17 protein-coding genes and 1 pseudogene are annotated in these 21,624 nt (G+C 69.8%); 10 read left to right on the top strand and 8 right to left on the bottom strand.

Going from position 1 to position 21,624, the window contains the following annotated elements; genetic code table 11:
* The first annotated feature begins 31 nt into the window (after positions 1-31).
* Complete coding sequence (gene lysX / locus ABD209_RS19285) at positions 32-3,241, top strand: bifunctional lysylphosphatidylglycerol synthetase/lysine--tRNA ligase LysX (protein ID WP_344069589.1); 3,210 nt, start codon at positions 32-34, stop codon at positions 3,239-3,241.
* 41 nt (positions 3,242-3,282) lie between these two features.
* Here lysX and ABD209_RS19280 read toward each other — a convergent pair whose 3' ends face one another.
* A complete protein-coding gene (locus ABD209_RS19280) occupies positions 3,283-3,672 on the bottom strand; it encodes a VOC family protein (protein ID WP_344069586.1) in 390 nt (129 codons plus the stop codon).
* A gap of 5 nt (positions 3,673-3,677) precedes the next feature.
* Complete coding sequence (locus tag ABD209_RS19275; RefSeq protein WP_344069583.1) at positions 3,678-4,880, bottom strand: pyridoxal phosphate-dependent aminotransferase; 1,203 nt, start codon at positions 4,878-4,880, stop codon at positions 3,678-3,680.
* Between the two features lie 554 nt (positions 4,881-5,434).
* On the opposite strand from ABD209_RS19275, the pseudogene ABD209_RS19955 reads away from it, so the two are divergent.
* Positions 5,435-5,782, top strand: a pseudogene (locus tag ABD209_RS19955) (DUF1684 domain-containing protein); the annotation flags it as partial.
* On the opposite strand, the gene ABD209_RS19270 reads toward ABD209_RS19955, so the two are convergent.
* The 5 genes from ABD209_RS19270 to ABD209_RS19250 form a co-directional block, all read right to left on the bottom strand.
* On the bottom strand, positions 5,702-6,883 hold the full coding sequence (locus tag ABD209_RS19270; RefSeq protein WP_344069580.1) for an aminotransferase class V-fold PLP-dependent enzyme: 1,182 nt from the start codon (positions 6,881-6,883) through the stop codon (positions 5,702-5,704). The pseudogene ABD209_RS19955 and the gene ABD209_RS19270 overlap by 81 nt on opposite strands.
* The gene (locus ABD209_RS19265) at positions 6,793-7,332 is read right to left on the bottom strand and encodes an aminotransferase class V-fold PLP-dependent enzyme (protein ID WP_344069577.1); all 540 of its coding nucleotides are present in this window, start codon (positions 7,330-7,332) and stop codon (positions 6,793-6,795) included. Before ABD209_RS19265 ends, ABD209_RS19270 begins: the two co-directional genes overlap by 91 nt.
* Before the next feature lie 57 nt (positions 7,333-7,389).
* Complete coding sequence (locus ABD209_RS19260) at positions 7,390-8,193, bottom strand: peptidylprolyl isomerase (RefSeq protein ID WP_344069574.1); 804 nt, start codon at positions 8,191-8,193, stop codon at positions 7,390-7,392.
* Positions 8,194-8,313: 120 nt separating this feature from the next.
* Positions 8,314-11,988 carry a TM0106 family RecB-like putative nuclease gene (locus ABD209_RS19255; protein WP_344069571.1) on the bottom strand — a complete coding sequence of 1,225 codons (3,675 nt, stop codon included), beginning with the start codon at positions 11,986-11,988 and terminating at the stop codon, positions 8,314-8,316.
* 141 nt (positions 11,989-12,129) lie between these two features.
* The gene (locus ABD209_RS19250) at positions 12,130-13,689 is read right to left on the bottom strand and encodes a dolichyl-phosphate-mannose--protein mannosyltransferase (protein ID WP_344069568.1); all 1,560 of its coding nucleotides are present in this window, start codon (positions 13,687-13,689) and stop codon (positions 12,130-12,132) included.
* Between the two features lie 420 nt (positions 13,690-14,109).
* Between ABD209_RS19250 and rsmI the strand changes: the two genes are divergently transcribed.
* Positions 14,110-14,958: a 16S rRNA (cytidine(1402)-2'-O)-methyltransferase gene (gene rsmI, locus ABD209_RS19245; RefSeq protein ID WP_344069565.1), complete on the top strand. Its 849-nt coding sequence runs from the start codon at positions 14,110-14,112 to the stop codon at positions 14,956-14,958.
* A 467-nt stretch (positions 14,959-15,425) separates the two neighbouring features.
* Here rsmI and ABD209_RS19240 read toward each other — a convergent pair whose 3' ends face one another.
* On the bottom strand, positions 15,426-15,785 hold the full coding sequence (locus ABD209_RS19240; protein ID WP_344069562.1) for a YciI family protein: 360 nt from the start codon (positions 15,783-15,785) through the stop codon (positions 15,426-15,428).
* A gap of 193 nt (positions 15,786-15,978) precedes the next feature.
* On the opposite strand from ABD209_RS19240, the gene ABD209_RS19235 reads away from it, so the two are divergent.
* From ABD209_RS19235 to ABD209_RS19205, 7 genes are all read left to right on the top strand, one after another.
* The gene (locus ABD209_RS19235; RefSeq protein WP_344069559.1) at positions 15,979-16,683 is read left to right on the top strand and encodes a spermine/spermidine synthase domain-containing protein; all 705 of its coding nucleotides are present in this window, start codon (positions 15,979-15,981) and stop codon (positions 16,681-16,683) included.
* A gap of 122 nt (positions 16,684-16,805) precedes the next feature.
* Positions 16,806-17,159 carry a YciI family protein gene (locus tag ABD209_RS19230; protein WP_344069556.1) on the top strand — a complete coding sequence of 118 codons (354 nt, stop codon included), beginning with the start codon at positions 16,806-16,808 and terminating at the stop codon, positions 17,157-17,159.
* A gap of 3 nt (positions 17,160-17,162) precedes the next feature.
* Entirely contained in the window at positions 17,163-17,558 is a 396-nt protein-coding gene (locus tag ABD209_RS19225; protein WP_324385598.1) for a YciI family protein, read from the top strand.
* Positions 17,555-17,911, top strand: coding sequence for a YciI family protein (locus tag ABD209_RS19220; RefSeq protein ID WP_324385599.1), 357 nt, complete (start codon positions 17,555-17,557; stop codon positions 17,909-17,911). The genes ABD209_RS19225 and ABD209_RS19220 overlap by 4 nt, the downstream gene beginning before the upstream one ends.
* Positions 17,912-18,043: 132 nt before the next feature.
* A complete protein-coding gene (locus ABD209_RS19215; RefSeq protein ID WP_344069552.1) occupies positions 18,044-19,147 on the top strand; it encodes a DUF6596 domain-containing protein in 1,104 nt (367 codons plus the stop codon).
* Between the two features lie 3 nt (positions 19,148-19,150).
* Complete coding sequence (locus ABD209_RS19210; protein WP_344069549.1) at positions 19,151-20,338, top strand: ROK family transcriptional regulator; 1,188 nt, start codon at positions 19,151-19,153, stop codon at positions 20,336-20,338.
* 130 nt (positions 20,339-20,468) lie between these two features.
* Positions 20,469-21,617: a substrate-binding domain-containing protein gene (locus ABD209_RS19205; RefSeq protein ID WP_344069546.1), complete on the top strand. Its 1,149-nt coding sequence runs from the start codon at positions 20,469-20,471 to the stop codon at positions 21,615-21,617.
* Positions 21,618-21,624: the final 7 nt, after the last annotated feature.

The following is a 21,624-nucleotide window of genomic DNA, read 5'->3' as shown; positions in this document are numbered from 1 at the left end:
ACATCCAGCCCGACCCACCACAATGGCCGCCATGGCTGGAGGTCGCTGGCTAGGCGAACGCGGTGCTCGGGTCCTCGCCGGAGTGCACGCGCTCGCCCTGGTCGTCACGCTCGCCCTGGTGATCACCGGCCGGCTGCGGGGCGCCCAGCGCTCGTGGTGGGAACAGTTCTTCGGGGCGATCAATGTCCCGGTGACGAGGTCGCTCTTCTCGCTGGTCATCCTGGCCCTGCTCACCCGCGCGCTGCTCTCGCGCAAGCGCATCGCCTTGTGGCTGGTCGGCACCTTGCAAGTTCTCGGGGCGTACTACTCCTTCGTCGCACTCGTCCTCGGGAGCACTCGATTGGCGCCGTGGCGCCGCTCCTATCCCGTCGGCCGTCCCGCCGACATCGTCGCGGTGATCGTCGCACCCTTGGTGCTCGTGTGGCTGTGGCGGCTGCGCTCGGCCTTCCCCGCGCGCCTGGTCCCCGGCTCGCTCAAGGCCGCGATCACGACGCTCGTCGCCGGCCTACTCCTGTCCACCGGCTTGGCGACCTTGGCGATCTGGAGCCAGGTCGGATCCGCCGACCTGGGTCGACGGACGTATGCCGCGGTGCATGAGGCCGCCGGCGATGTCGACTACTTCACCGAGCACGGTCTGACCGGGGTCTTGCCCTGGATCGTGCACGGCCTGTCGCTGCTCTACAGCCTCAGCCTGATCGCCGCCGTCATCGTCTTCCTCCGCTCGGTGCGGCCGGTCAACTCGTGGGCACCCGATCGGGAACTGACGATTCGACGGCTGCTGCGGCGCTATGGCGAGGCCGACTCCCTCGGGTATTTCGCGACGCGCCGCGACAAGTCCTCGATCTTCTCGGCGGACGGATCCGCGGCCGTCACCTATCGCGTCATCGCCGGCGTCTCGCTCGCCTCGGCCGATCCCATCGGACGCCCGGCAAGCTGGCCTGCCGCGATCGCCGCGTGGATGACGGAGGCCCGGGCCTACGGCTGGGTGCCGGCCGTGCTCGGCGCGAGCGCCGACGGTGCCAAGGCGTATGCCGGCGCGGGCCTGCACGCGATCGCGCTCGGCGACGAGGCGGTGCTCGACCCCGACCGCTTCGACCTGCGATCGAGCGCGATGACCCCGGTGCGCCATGCGGCCGAACGCTGCCGGCGCGCGGGTGTCGTCGTGACCGCCGGACGGCAGCGCGAGTTGAGCGCCGACGAACTGGCCGAGACCTCCGCTAAGGCGGTGGACTGGATCGGCGACGAGCCGGAGCGCGGCTTCTCGATGGCTCTCAACCGCGCCGCCGACGAGGCCGACGGGGCCACCCTCATCGTCACCGCGCGGGATCAGGCAGGCGCGCTGGTCGGGTTGCTGACGTTGGTGCCGTGGGGGCGATCGGGTGTCTCGCTCGACGTTATGCGCCGCAGCCCGGAGGCTCCCAATGGGATCACCGAGGCCATGGTCGCCCACGTGATGGAGCACGCGGCTGAGCTCGGGGTGCGTCGTCTGTCGTTGAACTTCTGCATGTTCCGGACCGTGTATGCCGACAACGAGGCACTGGGCGTGCGGCCGGTCAATCGGCTGAACTATTCCGTCCTGGGCTTCCTCGACCGCTTCTGGCAGTTCGAGCGGCTCTATCGCAGCAACCAGAAATATGACCCGGAATGGGTGCCCCGCTTCGCCTGCTACGACGGGGCGGTGGCCATCGTGCCGGTCGCGATCGCCGCGGCCAATGCCGAAGGGTTCCTGAACTGGCGGCCACGATTCCTCGGGACGGGGTTGCCCGAGACCCGGCTCGAGCCGGCCGTGGTGGCCGAGGCGCTCGCGATCGAGGACGAGGTCGAGGCCGCACCCTCGGTGCGGCGCGGTGACCAAACAGTCGCGCGCGTAGCGAAACTGGACCTGTTGCGGGCGGCCGGCCGCGATCCCTACCCCGTCGGTCCGGGCCTGGCGCAGGGCGCAGCAGCACCGCAGTGGCGCGGGCGAGTGCGCGCGGTCCGCGACCACGGCGGGGTGGTCTTCGCCGATATCGAGGTCGACGGGCAGCGCACCCAGCTGCTGCTGGACGCCTCGGTGTGCGCTGCCCGCGACTTCGCCCGGCTCGTTGACACGGGCGATCTGATCAGTGTCTTGGGGGCCGCCGGACGGTCGCGAAACGGGAGCGCAGCTGTGCACGTGCAGGACTGGACGATGCTGGCAAAGTCCTTGCACGCCATACCATTTGGCGGTTTCACCGACCCGCAGGCCCGGGTCCGCCAGCGGTCGCTGGATATGATCGTCAACCCCGAAGCGACGCGCGCGCTAAGGGACCGCACCGCGGTCGTGCGGGCGCTGCGTGCCCGGCTCGACGCCACCGGGTTCACCGAGGTCGAGACGCCGATCCTGCAGGCGGTGCACGGTGGCGCGAGCGCCCGGCCCTTCCGCACGCACATCAACGTTTATCACGCGGACCTGTCGTTGCGGATCGCGCCGGAGCTCTATCTCAAGCGGCTCGTCGTCGGCGGGTTCGGCCCCGTTTACGAACTCGGTCGCAACTTCCGCAATGAGGGTGCGGATGCGACACACAATCCAGAGTTCACCTCGCTGGAGGCCTACCAGCCGATGGCGGACTACACCGACATGCGGGTGCTGACGCAGGCTTTGGTCTGTGACGCGGCGCGCGCGGTGCACGGGGGGCTGACGATTCCGAACGCCAAGGACGGACCGCTCGACCTCGCTGGTGACTGGGCCGTCGTGTCGGTCCTGGATGCGGTGAGTACTGCTCTGGGAGAGCAGGTTTCGCTCGATACCGACACCGATGCATTACTCGCCCACGCCAAACGGCTGGGGATCGTGATCCGGCCGGGAATGGGTCCGGGCGGGATCATTGAGGCGCTCTATGGCGAACTGGTGGAGCCGGTGACGATCGCGCCGACCTTCTATGTCGACTTCCCGGCCGAGACGTCGCCGCTGACTCGGCCCCACCGGTCGATCCGCGGGTTGGTGGAACGTTGGGACCTGGTCGTCGCCGGCATGGAGTTGGCGACCGCCTACTCCGAGCTCACCGACCCGGTCGAGCAGCGACGGCGCCTGACCGCCCAGTCCCTGCGCGCCGCCCACGGCGACCCCGAGGCGATGGAGGTCGACGAGGCCTTCCTCGGTGCCCTCGAACTCGGTATGCCGCCGTGTGGCGGGATGGGCATGGGCGTCGACCGGCTCGCCATGCTGCTCTCGGGCACCAGCATCCGCGGCGTGCTGACCTTCCCCTTCGTCAAGCCCTGACCCCGACAGAAGTCGGGCGGCGGTGAGCCGGCGCCAGGGCGTCAGCCGGTGTAGAGGCAGAAGGGGTGGCCGGCCGGGTCGAGAAGCACCCGGACGTTCTCCTGCGGCTGGTGCTCGGGCAAACTCGCACCGAGCCCGACCGCGCGCTCGGTCTCGGCTGCGAGGTCGGTGACCTCGAAGTCCAGGTGCAGCATCAACTGCTGAGCGCCGGGCACCCCCGGCCAGGTGGGGCGGACATAGTCCGGATTGCGCTGGACGCTCAGATAGGCAACGCCCTCACCGGCGTCGAGGGCGCCGTCGTCCTCGTCGAGGTGATGAATGGTCCAGCCACGCAGCGCCGCATAGAAGTGGGTAAGCCTGGCGACGTCGTCGGTGTCGAGCACCACGCCCCACCAGTCGTGCCGCTGCCAACGGTCCGGCCCCCTGTCCACGCGCCTTAGGCTGACACAATCCGCGACTGAAAACGCAGAATCCGGCGGATGGCCTCGGCGACCGCGTCCGGTCCGGGAGCGAGCGACAGGCGGACGTGCGTGCTGCCGTAGACGCCGTCGAAGTCGATGCCCGGGGTGATCGCGACGTCCTCCTGGTCCAGCAGCGCTTGGCACCACTTGACCGAATCGGCATACGGCCCAAGGAGATTCGCGATCCCGGCGTAGACATAGAAGGCGCCGTCGGCAGGAGCGACATCGGTCCACCCCAGCGCCGGGAGCGCCTCGAGGACAAGCCGGCGCGCCGCGGCAAAGCCCTCGACCGCAACCTGGCACTCCGTGTCGGCCGCCTCGGTGAATGCGGCAACGGCCGCGTGTTGCGCGGGCACCGGCGCGCACAGCGCCAGATTCCCCGCGAGGGCGTCGACCGGGCCGGCCAGGTCGTCGGGCAGCAGCAACCAGCCCAGCCGCCAACCGGTCATGCCCCAATACTTGGAGAAGGAGGAGACCACCAGAGCGCGGCGACCGAATTCCCAGGCGCACGTCCCGACCGTGCCCGTATAGGTGACGCCGTGATAGATCTCGTCGCTGACAACCCGCACGCCGTGCTCATCGCACCAGCGCACCAGGGCGCCGAGTTCGTCGGGGCTGATCATCGTCCCGGTGGGATTCGCCGGGCTCGCGACTACCAGCCCGCGTAGCGGCGCCTGAGCATGGGCCGCAGCCAGCAACTCGACCGTGGGCTGGAAGCGGACGTCGGCGCCGCAGTCGAGTTCGACGACCTCCGCGCCGAGTGCGGTCAAGATGTTCTTGTAGGCCGGATACCCGGGCCGCGCGAGGGCCACCCGGTCCCCGTGGTCGAAGGCGGATAAGAAGGCGAGGACGAAGGCACCGGAGCTCCCGGTCGTCACGCAGATCCGCTGCGGGTCGATGTCCAGGCCGTACCACCGGGCGTAGTGGCCGGCGATCCCCTCGCGCAGCGCGCGCACTCCGAGCGTCTCCGAATAGCCCAGCGGTATGCCAGCGTGCATCAGTTGGGCGGCAGCCGCCCGGACCGCGCTCGGGGCGCCCTGCCCGGGCTCGCCCGCGCACAAGCTGATGACCTCGCGGCCCTGGGCCCGGGCGTGGGCGACGGCGGCCAGCACGGTCATCACCGTGAACGGAGGGACCTGCGAGCGGTGAGATGCGGCAGGCGGCGGGGCGGGCGGCATACGGCCAGGGTGTCACAGGCGGTGGGCGGCCACAGCGGCCCTTGGCCGCCCAGGTGCCCCGGTTTTCGGCTCCGGTCAACCGGCGCCCGCGACACCCTCTCGGGTCTTCCGGAACCGTGGCCGGGCCCGTAAGATCCTGGTTACCGTTGGTCAACTTATCGGGATGGCGGCTCGCTGATGGAGACGTCGGAGCTGAGCGCACGCCCGGTGGCGCGCCGATCGAGCGGCGGCGGTGACCGGTCGCCACGGTGAGCTGGCGCTGGTTCGTCGCCAGCCCGTCAATTGGCTCGACGCATCGACCGCCGTCGAAGAATCATGGTCTCGGTCTTCCGGGTGCCGGGGCAGACCGGACTTCGGGTTCGTCCCGGTGTACCGTGCGAGGTCGCGATCGACGGAGTGCCGCTGGAGCATGAGGCCTTCCTGGGGCGAGCGACGTGCAGCGGCGGCCCTCTGCTCACGCGGGCGGCGCGCTCGGCTGAGGCCTGGCTGGTCGGCGGTGAGGACTATGAGCTGCGCCTCTACGACGAGGCAGCGCCGCGCCGGCTTCGAGGGCCCTGGGGGCCTACGACTTCGACCCGGACTGGGTCCTGCCGGCAAACTTCACCAAGCACGCCGGGCCGCAGCCGCGCGGCCGGATGTTGCCTGAGGTGCGCGAATTCGCCCGTGCCGCCGGTCCGCCCGCCGGGGCGCGCGACCTCGGCGGCACCGTGACGGTCCGGATCGGCCCGCAGACCCACACCCTGCTTGGCCGGACGTGCGGCGACATCGTCGTCTTCACCTTCGCCGATCCCGCCGGGCCACGGTGCGGCCGGCACCTTTTCCTACGGCAACCCGAGGAGGGGGAGATCGTCATCGACTTCAACCGGGCGGTCTTGCCCGGCTGTTGCTTCTCGCCAATCTGCCCCGAGCCGGAGATCCCGGCGCAGAATCGCCTCGACATCCCAGTCGTTGCCGGCGAGCGCGCGGTGCGTTGGGGCGGCGCGGCCGCCTGCCGGCCCGCGCTTGTGACGCCACAGGCCGTTTGCAGCGTCAAAGGTATAGTCCCCCAACAGTTTCCAGCCGTCTCTGGCTACCAGGCGCACCGCCTCGATGACATAGTCGAGGACGCGCTCGTCGATGAAGTAGTTGAAGTTCACGCGCACCCACCCGGGCTTGATGCCCTCGCAACCGGTGGCGATCTGCTCCTCGAAGAGATGACTGCGCTCGAGATCGATGTCGAGCAGGCGGTGGCCGTAGGGTCCGGCGCACGAGCAGCCGCCCCGGGTCTGGATGCCGAAGAGGTCGTTGAGCAGCGCGACGACGAAGTTGTGGTGGAGGTACTTTCCGCTCGGGCCGCGTACGACGAAGGAGACGATCGAGAGCCGGCCGGCGCCGAGATTGCCGAGGATGGTGATGGCGGGCTCGGCCTGCCAGGCCTCGACGGCGCGGCGCAGCAAGGTGGCCTCGCGGCGGCGGATGACGTCGATGCCGACGGCCTCCTTGAGTTGGAAGACCAGGCCGGCCCTAATGCTCTCGACGATCACCGGCGTGCCGCCCTCCTCGCGGTGTGTCGGGTCGGTGAGATAGCGGTGCTCGGCCGGATTGACGTACATGACCGTGCCGCCGCCCGGTGTGGCCGGCACCCGGTTGGTGAGCAGCTGGCGCCGGGCGGCGAGCACGCCGGGGGTGCCCGGTCCGCCGATGAACTTGTGCGGCGAGATGAAGACCCCATCCTTGTAGGCCGCCGGGTCGCCCCCGGCGGGCGCCGTCATCTCGATCGACCCATAGGGTGCGCAGGCGGCGAAGTCCCAGAACGAGAGAGCGCCGTGCTCGTGCAAGAGGGCGGCGATGCCGTAGGTGTCGCTGACGATTCCGGTGACCTTGCTTGCGGCGCAGAAGGATCCGATCTTCAGCGGGCGATCGGCATAGCGCTCTAGCTCGGCGCGCAACTGGGCTTGATCGATGTGTCCGTCGGCGTCCTCCCGGATGGTGACGAGGTCGGCGATCGACTCGCGCCAGGGCAACTCGTTCGAGTGGTGCTCGAAGGGCCGATTAAGACGACCGGTCGGTCCGCGGCCGGGATCTGCTCGCGCAGGTGGTAGCGGTCCGCCAAGGTGCTCGGGATGCGCAGGCCGAGGATGCCGATGAGCTTGTCGATGGCGCCGGTGGTGCCCGAGCCGGCGAAGATCACCACCGTATCGTCGTCGCCGTGGACGGCATTCTTGATGATCGCGCGCGCATCCTCGCGCAGCCGGGTGGTCTGCAGGCCGGTGCCGCTCGCCTCGGTGTGGGTGTTGGCATAGCGCGGCAGGACTTCCTCGCGGATGAAGTCCTCGACGAAGGCGAGGCTGCGTCCGGAGGCCGTGTAATCGGCATACGTCACTCGGCGCGGGCCGTAGGGGCCGTCCATGACCTGGTCGTCACCGATGACGGCATCACGGATGCGGGCGAGCAGGACGTCCGGGTCGCGCATACCGACCAGGGTATGGCCGCGGGGTAGGTGGCGGACAGGGGTGCAAGGCTGGGGCGCCTAGAGGCCGCCGCGCCGCACGGTCATGATGCGCACCGGGTTGGCGGGCGCGCCGTCCTCGGGGTAGTACTCCGACGACGGGTCGACACCGGCGGCAGCGATCTTGTCGAGGACCGTCAGGCCGGGGGCGGTGACCCGGCCGAAGACGGTGTAGTCGGGGCGGAGGCGGGAATCCTCATACACGAGGAAGAACTGGCTGCCATTGGTGTCTGGGCCGGCATTGGCCATCGCGAGCGTGCCGCGGACGTAGTTCTTGCGGCTGCCGTCGGGAAAGCCCGGCCAGTTCGGCAGCGCGTTGACACCCTTGAACTCGTCCTTGAACCAGTAGCCGGGGTCGCCCCATCCGGTGCCGAGCGGGTCGCCGCACTGCAGGACCGAGAGGGCGTATGGCGGTGTGTGATAAGCCGTGAGCCGGTGGCACCTGGTCTTGTCGAAGTAGCGTTGCGTGAGTAAGAACTCGAAGCTCTCGACCGCGCACGGGGCGACGCGGCGGTCGAGCAGGATCGGGATGGCGCCCTGATTGGTGCCGATGGTGACCAGGTCGGCGCCGAAGGTGCGGGGCCGGGTCGGGTCCTCAGGAAAGCCGACCCACGTGGAGTAGGTCTGGTCGGTCATCTTGGTGAACGCGCAGAAACCGTTGGTCGACGCGGGTGCCTTGGCGGAGGCGCTCGGGGATGCACTGCGCACGTTCGGGGCGGGCTGGCTCCGGTTCGCGGCCGTGGCACTCGGGGCGGCCGCGAGGAGGCTGAGCGTCGTCGCAGCGGCAGCGGCGCTGGCATACATTCGCGTGCGGGTGGTGGTCATGAGCAAGCTCCCTCTCCCTGGTCAGGGGCACCGCAGCGACGGCGCCCGCCTTGTCACCATAGGGCGAGTGCCGCTGGCTCGCCCGGCGAAGCAACGGGTGGATTCCGCCGGGATCGTCGGCTAGAACAGTGTGGGCTGGCGGATTTTGGGCTCGGTCAGAAGCTCGCCCGCACTGGGCGCTTGCGCGGTCAGTTGCAGGAAGGCGCCAAGCAGGAGCAACTCGCGCGGGCTCGCAGGCGTGAAGTCGGTCAGCTCCGGGGAGCACACGACGATGGCCGCCCACTTCGCTCGCGAGAGCGCGACATTGAGCCGGTTGCGCTGCAGCAAGAAGCCCATGCCTCGGCTGACATCGGTGCGCGCGGAGGCGGCCATCGACACATAGACCACAGCGCCCTCCTGGCCCTGGAACTTGTCGACGGTCCCGGCGGCCACCTGGGTCAGCCCGGCCGCGTCGAGCACAGCACGCAGCCGGTGCACCTGGGCGTTGTAGGGGGTGACCACTCGGATGTCGCTCTGCCGCAACGGCCTCGGCGCCTCAGCCTCGTCCGGGTCGAGCCACTCGCGCCCGATCAGGTCGTGGATCGAGCGCGCGATCGCGCCCGCTTCCTCGGGGGAGTCCACAGTGTTGCCGTCATGCTCTACGTGTTCGACGTGCACGCCCGGGGCGAGCCCGGCCAGACGTCGCGCGGTGGTGACGGACGGCTCGGCGGTGAGCGATCCGGCATACGACAAGTGGGAGACGCGCTCGGCGAGCGCCGGATGCATGCGCCACGTGGTCGAGAGGAAGTAGCCGAAGCGCGGGTCGATGGTCTCCTGGCCGGCCATCAGCCAGCCGAGTGCGGAGGTGTCGATCGGCTCGGGGTGAATGCCCTGGCTGACTTCGGCGAGTTGTTGCGGGTCTCCCAGCAGCAGGAGGCGATCGGCGACGACTGAGCAAGCGAGGGTGTTGGCGAGAGAGTACTGCCCAGCCTCGTCGACGACGAGGAGGTCGAGTTGGCCGCGCGCGAAGCGTTTGGGGTTGGTGAAGTCGTAGGCCGTGCCGCCGATGACGTAGCCGCTCTCGGCGCGGTCGGCAGCGAAGGCGACCGTGTCCGCGTCGCGGCGCTCGAAGCGGTGCCAAGCGCTGGCCGGCCGGTCGGGGGCGAACTTGCCGATCAGGTCGGGGTCGAGGCCGGCCTTGACCAGCGCATCGAGGACGTTCTCAACGGCCGCGTGGGACTGGGCGACCACGCCGATGGCCCACTGCCGGGTGCTGACCAGGTCGGCGATGACGTGCGCAGCGACGTAGGTCTTGCCCGTCCCGGGCGGGCCCTGGACGGCGAGATAGGAGTTGTCGACCCGCTCGATGGCGGTGCGAATGGCGCGCACGAACTGATATGGCGTGCCGTCGGGGGCGGGCAGGGTGCCCACTTCGGTTGCGGGCGGGCCACCAGTCGCGGACCGGTCGCCCGGTCCGGCGGCGGGCAAGCCGGCAGTCGCGGATCGGTCGTCCGGTCCGGGCGCACTGCTCGCTGCGGACAGGCGGGGTGGCCGGCGCCGCAGGATGTCCAGGGCCGGGCCGGGCGGCAGGTGTGGCCAGGTGTCGGCCACCGATTCGGCAATGTCGGCGATGGCCGCGTCGAGATTCGAGGTGCCGGGCGGCGCTTCGGGCGTCAGGGCGAGGGGGAGGTCGTCGAAGGGGGAGTATTTTTGCGGCAGTCCCTCAATTGCGACCAGCGTGATCAGGCCGTCGGTGTCCTCGCTCACCTCGGCGATCGTCACCTTGGTCTCGACCACGCGGGCACCGGGGGCTGCGGCCCCGGCCAGGGGCTGCGGCGGGGGCACGTCGTAGAGGACACCGAAGCCGGCTCCGGGCCGGATCGGGCGGCTGCCGCGCCCGGGATGGCCGGTCAGGCGCAGGGTCCGGGCGAAGGTGCGCCGGCCAGCCGGCACCTCCCAGCCGTTGACGACCTCCGCCGCGGTGATGTGCAGGACTTCGGCCTGCCCGGCCCACTCGTCGACCGGGTGACGCAGCCGGTCGAAGTGGCGCCACCAGTGCGGCTTCTCTTCGCGCCGGTTGAACTGGACGGCCGCGGCGATCAGGGCGAGGGCCTGCTCGTCGTCGGTTCGCTCGATGTCGCTGATGGTGTCGGTCAGCGCTCGCAGGCGGGCTTCGAGGGCCTCTGCCCGCTCCCACCGCGAGGGCTTGGGCACGGCCTCGGAGGAGGGTGCCGGGGGCTCGGGTGTCGACCCGATCGACGGCAAGACTCCCTCCGCTTCCGCCTGGCCGAGCAGCCAGTCCCGCAACCGGAGCGTGGAGAGGCAGTCGTACTCGTTGTAGGCCCGGATCGCCTCCAGCCGCTGCGCCGCCTCGTCGTGCCGACCCTCGATCCCGGCCTGCACGAACTCGTGATAGGCAACGACCGATTCCCCGCCGGTGGCGACCGATCCGACGCGCAGGTCATCGCCCATATAGAGCGGCTCGAGCTTCTTGATCGAGTAGGAGTCCTGCGAGACGCGCACACCCGCGCGGACGACGGCATACAGATCGACGAGCACGCCGTCCCGGAGCAGCTGATCGACCTCGGCCTCGCCCGTGCCATAGCGCGCCGCGAGGGTCAGCAGACGGGAGCGCTCGTAGTCGGCGTAGTGGTAGATGTGCAGGTTGGGGTACTCCGCGCGGCGCGCCGCGACATACGCCAAGAAGTCGATGAGCGCCTGGCGCTCCTGCGCGCGGTCATGCGCCCAGAACGCGCGAAAGGGCGGCGCGAGGCCGGGGGAGGCGGGTGTCTCGACGATGCCGAAGAGGTATTCGAGCCCCCAACGCCCCGAGCCGGGCTCGGTCCACATCGGGTCGCCCTCGAAGTCGAAGAAGATGTCACCCGGGCTCGGTGGCGGGATCGCGGCGAGGGCAGCCGGGTCGATCAGCTCGGCGCGGACCTCGCCGGTGGCTTCCTGGGCCAGTTGCAACCGGGCCTGCGCGCGGATGCGGGCGAGGCGGCCGTCGGGCAGGTCCGGGACGGGCTCGTCACGCGCGGCGAGGTCGGCCATCGTGGTCACGCCGGCCGCGAGGAGCTTTTTGCGCTGGCTCGGATAGACCCCCGCGACGAGCAGCACGTCATTGGTCGCCCGCAGCTCGGCGGTGCAGGCCGGGCAACGGCCGCAGGCGTGCACCCCGGGCTCGCCCCACTGCGCCGGCTCGCCGCTGTCCTGGTGGGTGTCGAGGAGCATCAGCACGCGCTCCCGCCGCCCGGCATAGACCGGCGCGATCACCGACAGCGGGTAGCGCTCACGCTCACCCGACCCGAGTGCAAGGACCACGTCGTCGGCGACGGGGACGCCCATGGCCCATAACTGATCGCCGTATGCCGCGAGCTGCAGCAGTGCCGCGACGCTGGCCGCTCGCGCGAGCTTGGTGTCCCAGACCTGCCAACGCCCGTCGTCGCCGCGCACCAGGAAGTCGGCAAACCCCACGAAGCGCTCGCCGGCGAAGGCCGCCTGATAGACCACGTCGGCCTCGCCCTCGAGCGCCTCGACGGTGTCGGCGGCAGCAGCCGCCAAACCGGGCCGGGTCAGCCGTGGCCGCGCGATCTGGACGACGCGCCGCTCGCGGCTCAGCTCGCGCAACACCTGCTGCTCGTGCGCCATCCCGAGGGCCAGGGTCCGTTCGAAGAGGGCGTCCGTTTCGACCTCCTGCGCTTGCCGGCGGCCGAGCACCGCGTCGAAACCCACGAGCAGCCCCCACTCGCACGACGCGGCCTGGCGTAGGTCGCTCGCGCTGATGATGGCCCGGGATTCGCCCGGCATGAGGAACATGCTCGCCACCCTACGAGCCCTCACCGACAGACCCCGCGACGAGTCGCGAGCAGCGCACAGGCCGGGACACCCGCCGACACGCCGGGCCCGAGCCTCAGGCTCGCTTCGTCGCCGGAGAGCGACGGCTCGGTCTGAATCCGGTCAGACCCAGCTCGGGAACCACATGTGCATGCGCCAGAAGTTGTAGGGCACCACTTGCGCGGTATAGATCGGCCAGTAGAACGCAAACAACGCCAGCGTCGCCAGGCAGTAGATCCCCACGATGATCAGGCCACGCCGCCGGCGCGGCCAGGGGGCGGTCGCCGGCCCCAGGATCAAGGCGAGGACATAGACCGCGATCAACACGACATACGGCTGGAAGGCGATCGAGTAGAACTGGAAGATCGTGCGGTGTTGCAGGTTGAACCAAGGGAGCCAGCCCGCGGCGAGCGCCCCCAGCAGGGCGCCGGCCCGCCAGTCGCGCCGCAGGATCCATTGATAGAGGCAGATGACGATGCCGGCCGTCGCGAGCCACCAGATGGTGATGGTGCCGAGCGAGGTGATCGCCTTGGAGCATTCGGCGACGGTGCAGCCGTCCTGGCCCAGCTTCGGCCCCTCATAGAAGAAGGATGTCGGACGCGACATCACCGTCCAACCCCACGGGTTGGACATGTAGTCGTGCGGCGAGGTCAGCGTTTGATGGAAGTGGTAGGCCTCGGTGTGATAGCTCCACAGCGAGCGCAGCGCGCCAGGGATCCAGTCGGGCCCCGGATGCGTATCGGCCCAGTGCCGCTTGTAGCCGTGGTCGCTCAGGAACCACCCGGTCCACGACGCCACATAGGTCACCAGCGCCGTCCCGACCATGGCGACGAAGGCGATCGGCCCCTGGACGACGAGCGCCGAGCTGACCCAGCGCCGCACACCGGCCGCCCGATAGGCCCCCATATCCCACAGCACCGACATCAGCCCGAAGGCGATCAGGAAGAACAGCCCCGACCACTTGGTCCCGGCCGCGAGGCCGAGGAAGAGCCCGGCCACCCACCGCCAGGGGCGGAAGCCGAGGACGGGGCCCCACGTCTCATACGTATGCCGTGACAACCGGCCCACGTGATCGGCCAGCCGGCGGCGCATCTGGTCGCGGTCGATGAGGATGCACCCGAAGGCGCACAGGGCGAAGAACATCAGGATGATGTCGAGCAGGCCGGTGCGCGAGTGGACGAAGTGGTGGCCTTCAAAGGCAGTCAGGAAGGACGCGAGCGTCCCGAGCAGGGAGGAGGAGAAGAGCCGGCGCGCGATCCGCCCGATGATCAGGATCGACAGCGTCCCGAGCGTCGCGACCGAGAAGCGCCACCCCCAACTCGACGTCGCGCCGAAGATCCACTCCCCGAAGGCGATCACCCATTTGCCGACCGGCGGATGGACGACCATGTCGCCGTTGTCGGTGATGAAGACGTTGAGATTGCCGTGCGTGAACAGCGGATCGACGACCTTGCCCTCGCCCGCCCAGCGCATCTCGACGCCGTATTCGAGCATCGAGACGCCCTGCTTGACGTAGTAGGTCTCGTCGAACACCAACTGGTGCGGCCGGTCGAGCGCCCAGAAGCGCATCAGCCCCCCGAGCACCGCGAACAGCAGTGGGCCGAGCCAGCCGATCAGCCGGTCGGTGGGCCGGAAGCCGAGCAGGCGAGCGCGCAGCTCCTCGGTCCGGGTCACGGGCGTCATCGTATGTTGCCCGCCTGGCTCGCGAGATGGAGCGCGCGTTAGCTGGTGGTCAGGTCGTAGATGCCGGTGGTGGAGGTGACGTAGACATGGCCGTCATCGACGATGGCTGTGCCGGGGATGATCTTGTGGCCGGTGGGGTCGAGGATGGGGGTGGTGGAGAGCAGGGTGCCGGGCCCATCGCGCCCGTGGGGGTGTTCGGGACGGGGGCTTCGCCATTGGCTACAGCCTCTGGCTGGCCCGCAAGCTCGAACTCGGCCACCGCGGCTGACCTCGCTCTCGACCCCGCTCCTCGGCGCACGAGGTGGGTTCAAGCGGCGGATCCGAGGAAAGTGGTGGCGAAGGGGCAGCCTGGCGATCGGCCATCAGCGCTGGACGGACAGGCGCCCAACGATTGAGCGCTTTGGGCTGGCCTCAGCCAAGATGACGCGTATGCCGCTCGTTCTCGCCGCCACGCCCATCGGTGACCCCAGCGACGCTTCCGCCCGGCTGGTGTCGGAGCTGGGCCGCGCCGATGTCATCGCGGCCGAGGACACGCGCCGCACCAAGCGGCTGTGCGCGGCGCTCGGCGTCGTGCCTGCGGGCCGGATGCTCAGCTATCACGAGCACAACGAGGCCGCCGTCACCGCTGATCTGATCGAGCGGCTGCGGGCGGGGGAGCGAGTGCTGCTCGTCACCGACGCCGGCATGCCGTCGGTGTCCGACCCCGGCTACCGGCTCGTCGCCGCGGCGGTCGCCGCCGATCTGCCGGTCACCTGCGCGCCGGGGCCGAGCGCGGTGCTCATGGCGCTGGCCTTGTCTGGGCTCCCAGTGGACCGCTTCGCCTTCGACGGCTTCCTGCCCCGCAAGGCCGGGGAACGGGCGCGGGTTCTGGCCGACCTCGCCACGGAGCGCCGGACGATGGTCTTCTTCGAGGCGCCGCACCGCACAGCCGCGACCCTCGCGGCGATGGTCGAGGCCTTCGGCGCCGGCCGGCCGGCCGCCGTCTGCCGGGAGCTGACCAAGACCTACGAGGAAGTCCGCCGCGGACCGCTGGGCGAACTCGCCGACTGGGCTGCCAACGGCGTGCTCGGCGAGATCACCATCGTCGTCGCCGGCGCGAGCCCGGTCGCCGCCGACCTGCCCACCGCGGTGGAGCAGGTGCGGGCGTTGGTGGGGAACGGCATACGGCTCAAGGACGCGTGCGCGCAGGTCGCCGAGGCGACGGGGTTGTCCAAGAAGGCTCTCTATGACGCGGCCGTCGCGCGCGAATCGGCCTTTCGACGGGGCTGAATCGGCCTTTCGACGGGGCTGAATCGGCCTTTCGACAGGGCTGAACCGGCCTCTCGACGGGGCTGAATCGGCCTGTCGACGGGAGGAGGCGCGAGTCGGACCAGCGTGAGAAAGGACGTCGTCGACCTCGGCCAGCACGGGCCGGGGGGTCTGGTCGAGCACCAGCGCCAGGGCCCACGAGGCGTGCCCCGGCCCCCCATGCGCCTGAGTCAACCAATAGGTGATCTCGGGCGCCATGAGACCGTCGTCTTGTCCGCGAGGGACACCATCTCCGCGGCAACCCCGACTTCGTCCAACCCGGTCACCTCTGCACGGGTCCGTCACGGGTACACCGGTTTGCCACGTCGACACCGGTCCGGACGGGTGCATCGGTGACGAAGAGGTGTCGGGGTGCGGGCCCGGTTTTCGGCCACCGCGACTACCCGGCCGTGCTCAGCACGCAAGCCCCGGTCCAGGTCCTCGCCTGCTCAAGTGTCGTCATCACCCTGGAAGGGCCGCACCTCCACCGGGCCCTCGCACGCGGCCGAGCCCTTGCGCGCCCACTCCAGTGCCTCCTCGAGGTTCGCCGCCTCGATGACCCAGAAGCCGCCCATCTGCTCCTTGCTCTCGGCATACGGGCCGCCGGTGATCACCGGCTCGCCCTTGCTCGCATCGACCACCGTGGCGGTCGTGATCGGGTGTAGGCCGCCGGCGAAGACCCACGATCCCGCGCCCTGGAGCTCCTCGTTGAAGGCGCCGACCTGGGCGAACATGCGGTCCATGTCCTCGGGGCTGGTCTGCGGGAAGTTCTGGTCGTCGTGCCAGACGGACAGTAGGTACTGAGCCATGGCAGTTTCTCCTCGGTCGAGTCGTGCGGTCGGCCGCCGCCGGGCGGCGGGGCCAGGTCTTTCGGCGTAAGCCGCATCCTCACCCTCCACGAACCACCCTCGCCCGAAAGGACATCTCGCACAATATTCCCTTGCGACAAATCGCCCTCGGCGCGATTAGGCCCCTCCTTCCCTCGTGCCTCAGGCTTGCCGTATGCCGTCCGCCCGCCCCGAGCCCGCCCGAACCCTCGCGCGGGCGACCACGCCACGGGGCGACATCGCGCTCCGGTGCCGCGAGACGCAAGGGGGAGGAACGGCATACGAGCTGATCGTGGGCGGGGTCTTCGCGATGGACACGATCGACGTCTCCACCGAGGTCGAGCTGGCGCGCTTGGGCCTCGCCGCGTGCGCGCAGCCGCGCCGCGTGCTCGTCGGCGGCCTCGGCCTCGGCTTCACTGCGCGTGCCGTCCTCGAAGACCCGCGGGTGGCAGACGTCGTGATCGCCGAGATCGAGCCGGCCCTCGTCGGCTGGGCCGGCGACGGGCTCGTCCCGACCCTGACCGGGGTCGTCGGCGATCCGCGCGTGCGCCTGCATACCGGCGATGTGGCCGACCTCCTGACCGGTGACGAGACCTTCGACGTCATCCTGCTGGACGTCGACAATGGGCCGTCCTTCCTTGTCCACCAGGACAATTCGAGCCTGTATGCCGATCCCACCCTCGCGCGTGCGCTCGCCCAGCTGGCCCCCGGTGGGGCGCTAGCGATCTGGGCGGCGCAGCCGGAACCCGGCCTCCTGGCCCGCCTCGCTGCCCTGGCCGATCGTCTCGGCGGCCTCGAGGTCCGCGAGATCGCCAGGACGGTCGAGCGTGAGGGACGCACGCTGACCTACGCGACCTACCAGGCCCTCGCGGCAGGCTGAGGCCGCGCGCCGCAGGTCGGAAAAGAAATCCGGCCGCGCTGTCGATTGCGGCCACCCGCGCCCGTCATGGTGGTGAGGACGCGCCCGCGACCTGCCACGAAGACCCGATCACGGAGGATCCGATGAGTCGTTACCTGATGTTGCTGCCCGCCCCCGAGGAGGAGTGGGCGCAACTGCCCGCCGAGGACCATGCCAAGGGGGCCGAAGCCCACCGCCTGTTCAACCAGCGCCTGGGCGCGGGCGGCCACCGGGTGATCGTCGCCGGACCGCTGACTCCATCCGCCGAGGCGACATCGATGCGCCCCGACGGCAGCGGCGGCACCCTGATCACCGACGGCCCGTTCACCGAGTCCCGCGAGCAGATCGTCGGCTTCTATCTGATCGAGAGCGCTGACGAGGTGGGCCTGCGCGAGATCTGCGCGGGCCTGGCGAGCACTGGCGATCTGATCGAACTGCGCCGCCTGGTGGAGGACTGAGCCATGACCACACCGCAGAGGTCGATGACCACGGCAGGCCCCGAGCAGTACGCCATCCTCATCATCGGCGACGCGGACCGGTGGTGGACCACGATGAGCCAGGAGGAACGCAGCGCCGGCTACGCGACCTACGGGCGCTTCGCGCAGTCGCTCGCGGCCCGCGGGCACCGCGTGCTCGGCGGCGCCGAACTGCACCGCACCAGCGAGGCCCGCACCGTTCGCGCCGGAGGATCCGTCAGCGACGGCCCGTTCGCTGAGACAGCGGAGCACGTCGGTGGCTTCTTCCACGTCGAGACCCGTGACTACGACGATCTGCTCGATTGCTGCGGGATCCTGGCCGAACTCGGCGACGGCATCGAGGTGCGCCGTGTCGTGCGCGAAGACGAGCGCGTCCGATGAAGCGCTACGTCTTCCTGCTCGGCACCCGCATGGGCGAGTGGGAGCAGCTGACGCCCGCCGAGCAGGACGAGGTCTATGCCGCCCACGAACGCTTCCACGCCTGGACCGACGAGCGCGGCTACCGGCGGATCTCGGGGGCCCCGCTGGAGGAGACGCCGATGGCGACGACGGTCCGGCACATCGACGGTCGGCGGGAGGTGAGCGACGGGCCGTTCGTGGAGACGACGGAGATCGTGGTCGGCTATTACGACGTCGAACTTCCCGATCTGGACGCCGCCATCGAGGCTGCCGCCCTGCTGCCGCACCGGTATGCCGTCGAGATCCGCCCCGTCGAGGACCTCTCCGGCTCATGAGCCTGCGTCACCCCGTCGAGAGCGCAATTTTCACTCCTCGAAATGCGAAATCGACTCCTCGCGAGGACGAATGCGGCGCCGCGGCACGCCCGCCGATCGCGGCCGGCTCAGATGTTCATCCGAGGAGGCCGTATGACGTCGGGTGACGGCGGCGGGCGGCATCGCTGCGGCGAGTGCGGATCGGCGAGCCCTGCCGCCTCGGGAAGCGACCCGAACGACGACGCCCTGACCCGGGTGGTGCGCGAGGAGTGGGGCCGCCTGCTCGCCCTACTCATCGCGCACTCCCGGCGCCTCGATCTGGCCGAGGACGCGCTGGCCGACGCCGTCGAGGCCGCCGCCCGGACTTGGCCGCGCGACGGCGTGCCGGCGAACCCGGCGGCCTGGCTGCATACGAGTGCCCGGCGCGTCCTGATCGATCGGCTAGGCACGGAGCCGACGATGGCCGCCCGGATCACGCGCGGGAAGAAGAAGATCGTCGCCGCCGGCATCCCCTTCGCCATCCCCGCGCTCGATGACCTGCCCGACCGCCTCGACACCGTGGCCCATGCGTTCACCGCCGGGTATGCTGCCGGCTCCGGCCCCGATCTGATGCACACCGAACTCGCCGGCGAGGCGATCCACCTCGTCCGGGTCGTGCGGTCCCTCGTGCCGGCCAATAGCACTCTCGATGGCCTGCTCGCTCTGATGCTCCTGCAGCACTCACGCAGAGACGCCCGGCTGGATGCGGACGGCGAGATCGTTCTGCTGCCCGATCAAGACCGCAACCGCTGGCACCACAGCGAGATCTCCGAAGCCATCGACCTCCTCGACGCCATCCCCGCCGCGCCCGCGGACGCCTTCCGCCTCCAGGCGCTCATCGCTGCCGAGCACGCTCTCGCCCCGACCTCCGTAGCCACCCGCTGGGACCGGATCGTCGCGCACTATGACGCCCTCCTGATCGCCTTTCCCTCGCCGGCCGCCCGGCTGGCGCGGGCGGTAGCGCTCGCCGAGACGGCAGGACCCGAGGAGGGGCCTCGCCGCGATCGCCGATCTCGACGCCGGCGACCTGCCCGGCCATCGCCTCCCCGCGGTCCGTGCGGAGCTGCTGGACCGTTGTGGACGGCGCTCATCCGCTCTGGCGGCTTTCGATGCAGCGATCTCGCTGTGCCACAACGAGGCGGAGCACCGCCACCTGATGCAGCGCCGCGCGCAGACCGCTGGCTCTTCCCCAGGCGCGTGACCATTGGCTATGTTTAAGACGTGAACGCAGAGAGCGCCGCACCCGGCTCGCAAAGCTCGCTGCGCGAACGCAATCGCTTCCGGGTCCTCGATGCGCTGACCCGGCTCGGCGCGCTGACCCAGATCGAGATCGCCGAACAGACCGGCCTTAGCCCGGCGACGGTGTCCAATGTCGTCAAGGAGCTCGGCAGCGCGGGAGTCGTCGAGCTGACCCCGAGTGTCCGCAACGGACGACGCGCTGTGAGTGTCTCGTTGGCGACGCCCGACGGCATCCTTGGGGCCATCGTCTTCGGAGACCGCGACGTGCGGGCCGCGGTGGCCGGCACCCCGGACCGGGTCGTCGCGAGCAGTCGTATGCCGCTGCCCGCCGAGCACGCCGCCGACGAGGGCCTGGAGCGAGGAGCGACGTTGCTCTTCGACCTGGTCGAACGGTCTGGTCACAGTCCCCGCGAACTCGTTGCTGTCGGCCTCGGCGTTCCCGCCCCGATCGATACCGTCTCGGGGCAGATCGGTGCCGCTGGCATCCTGCCCGGTTGGCGCGGGATCGAGATCGCGGATGCGGCTGCGGCCGCCCTCAAGACCCCCGTTCTCCTCGACAACACGGCAAATCTCGCCACGCTTGGTGAAATGAATTCCGGTGCGCTGCAAGGAATCTCTGATGCCGTGCATGTCAAGATGTCCTATGGCGTGGGGGCCGGCCTGGTCGTCAACGGGCAACTCGTGCGCGGCAGTGCCGGCACCGCCGGCGAGATCGGCCATATCTCCATCGACGACAAGGGCGCCGTGTGCCGCTGCGGCAACCGCGGGTGCCTGGACACGGTTGTCGGCTCCGCCGCGATCCTGGAGGCTCTGCGCCCGTCGCATGGGGTGCTCACGCTGCGCGATGTGATCAGCAAGGCCCTGGCCGGGGAGCCCGGGTGCCGACGCGTGCTCGCGGATGCGGGGGAGTCACTCGGCCTTGCGTTGTCCGCCGTTGTCAATCTGCTCAACCCAGAGGTGATCTCGATCGGGGGACAGATGGCCCGCCTGGGTCCGCTTCTCATCGACCCGGTCCGGCGCGCCATCGAACGCCGTGCCCTGCCCAGCGCCGCCTCGTCGGTCTTTGTGCGCGCAGGGGACCTCGGCGAAGAGTCCGACGTCGTCGGTGCCCTGGTGCTGGCCAGAGAGGTCCAGGACAACGCTCAGCGGGCCGCGTTGGCAGTCACCTGACGGTCTCGGCAGTCCGACAGAAAAAATCTTGACTTCAAGTCTTGACTTCAAGGTATGAACCCGGATTCAATGACTTCCGGGCTGCGGCGCTCGACCGCAGCAGGACAAGGAAGTCAGGAGTCACAACGCAATGACCGCCATCCGTGCGACGCGCACGTCGTTCGCCATCCTCGCCGCCGGCTTGACCGCGACGGCACTGACCGCTTGCGGCACCAATAGCGGCACCTCCACGACCAGCGCGGCCGGGGGCGCCTCATCGTCGGCAGGCACGACGTCAGCCGCAACCGACACCGCCAGTTCCGGCGGCGGCTCCGCTGCGGGAGGAAAGATCGCCCTGCTGCTGCCTGAGTCCAAGACCACCCGATACGAGTCCTTCGACCGCCCGCTCTTCGAAGCGGCCGTCAAGGCCGACTGCGCCGACTGCGAGGTCCTCTACTCCAACGCCGACCAGGACGCGGCCAAGCAGCAGCAGCAGGCCGAGGCGGCTCTGACCCAGGGCGCCAAGGTGCTAGTCCTCGATGCGGTTGACGGCAAGTCGGCACAGACCATCGTCGCCAACGCCAAGAGCCAGGGTGTCAAGGTCATCGCCTATGACCGCTTCGTGGCCGGCAGCGACTACTACATCTCCTTCGACAACAAGAAGGTCGGCGAGTTGCAGGGCACCGGCCTGGTCGACGCCCTCAAGGCAGCCGGCAAGACCAGCGGCGACATCGTGATGATCAACGGTTCTCCGACGGACGCCAACGCGGCCGACTTCAAGGCGGGCGCGCACAGCGTGCTGGATAAGTCGGGCTACAAGATCGCCGCCGAATACGACACCCCCGACTGGAGCCCGGACAAGGCGCAGGCGTGGATGGAATCGCAGTTGTCGGCCGTCAAGTCGGGCCTGGTGGGCGTCTATGCCGCCAATGACGGCACCGCTGGTGGCGCGATCGCCGCCCTCAAGGGTGGCGGTGTCAGCCCGCTGCCTCCGGTCACTGGCCAGGACGCCGAGCTCGCTGCGATCCAGCGGATTCTCGCCGGCGACCAGGCATTGACGATCTACAAGGCCATCAAGCCCGAGGCCGAGGGCGCCGCCCAGGCCGCGATCGCTCTCGCCACCGGCCAGACCCCGGCCACGTCCGCGGACAAGGAAGGCGTGCCGGCGACCTTGCTCGAGCCCATTGTCGTCACCAAGGACAACATCATGGACACGATCATCAAGGACGGCTTCTACAAGGCCGCTGACATCTGCACCGGTGACTACGCGTCCGCGTGCACCGCTGCCGGGATCAAGTAGGTCCGTC

This window comes from Nostocoides vanveenii (genome assembly GCF_039531165.1).
GTDB classification, from domain to species: Bacteria; Actinomycetota; Actinomycetes; order Actinomycetales; family Dermatophilaceae; genus Nostocoides_A; species Nostocoides_A vanveenii.
This window is presented reverse-complemented; position numbering and strand designations above follow the sequence as displayed.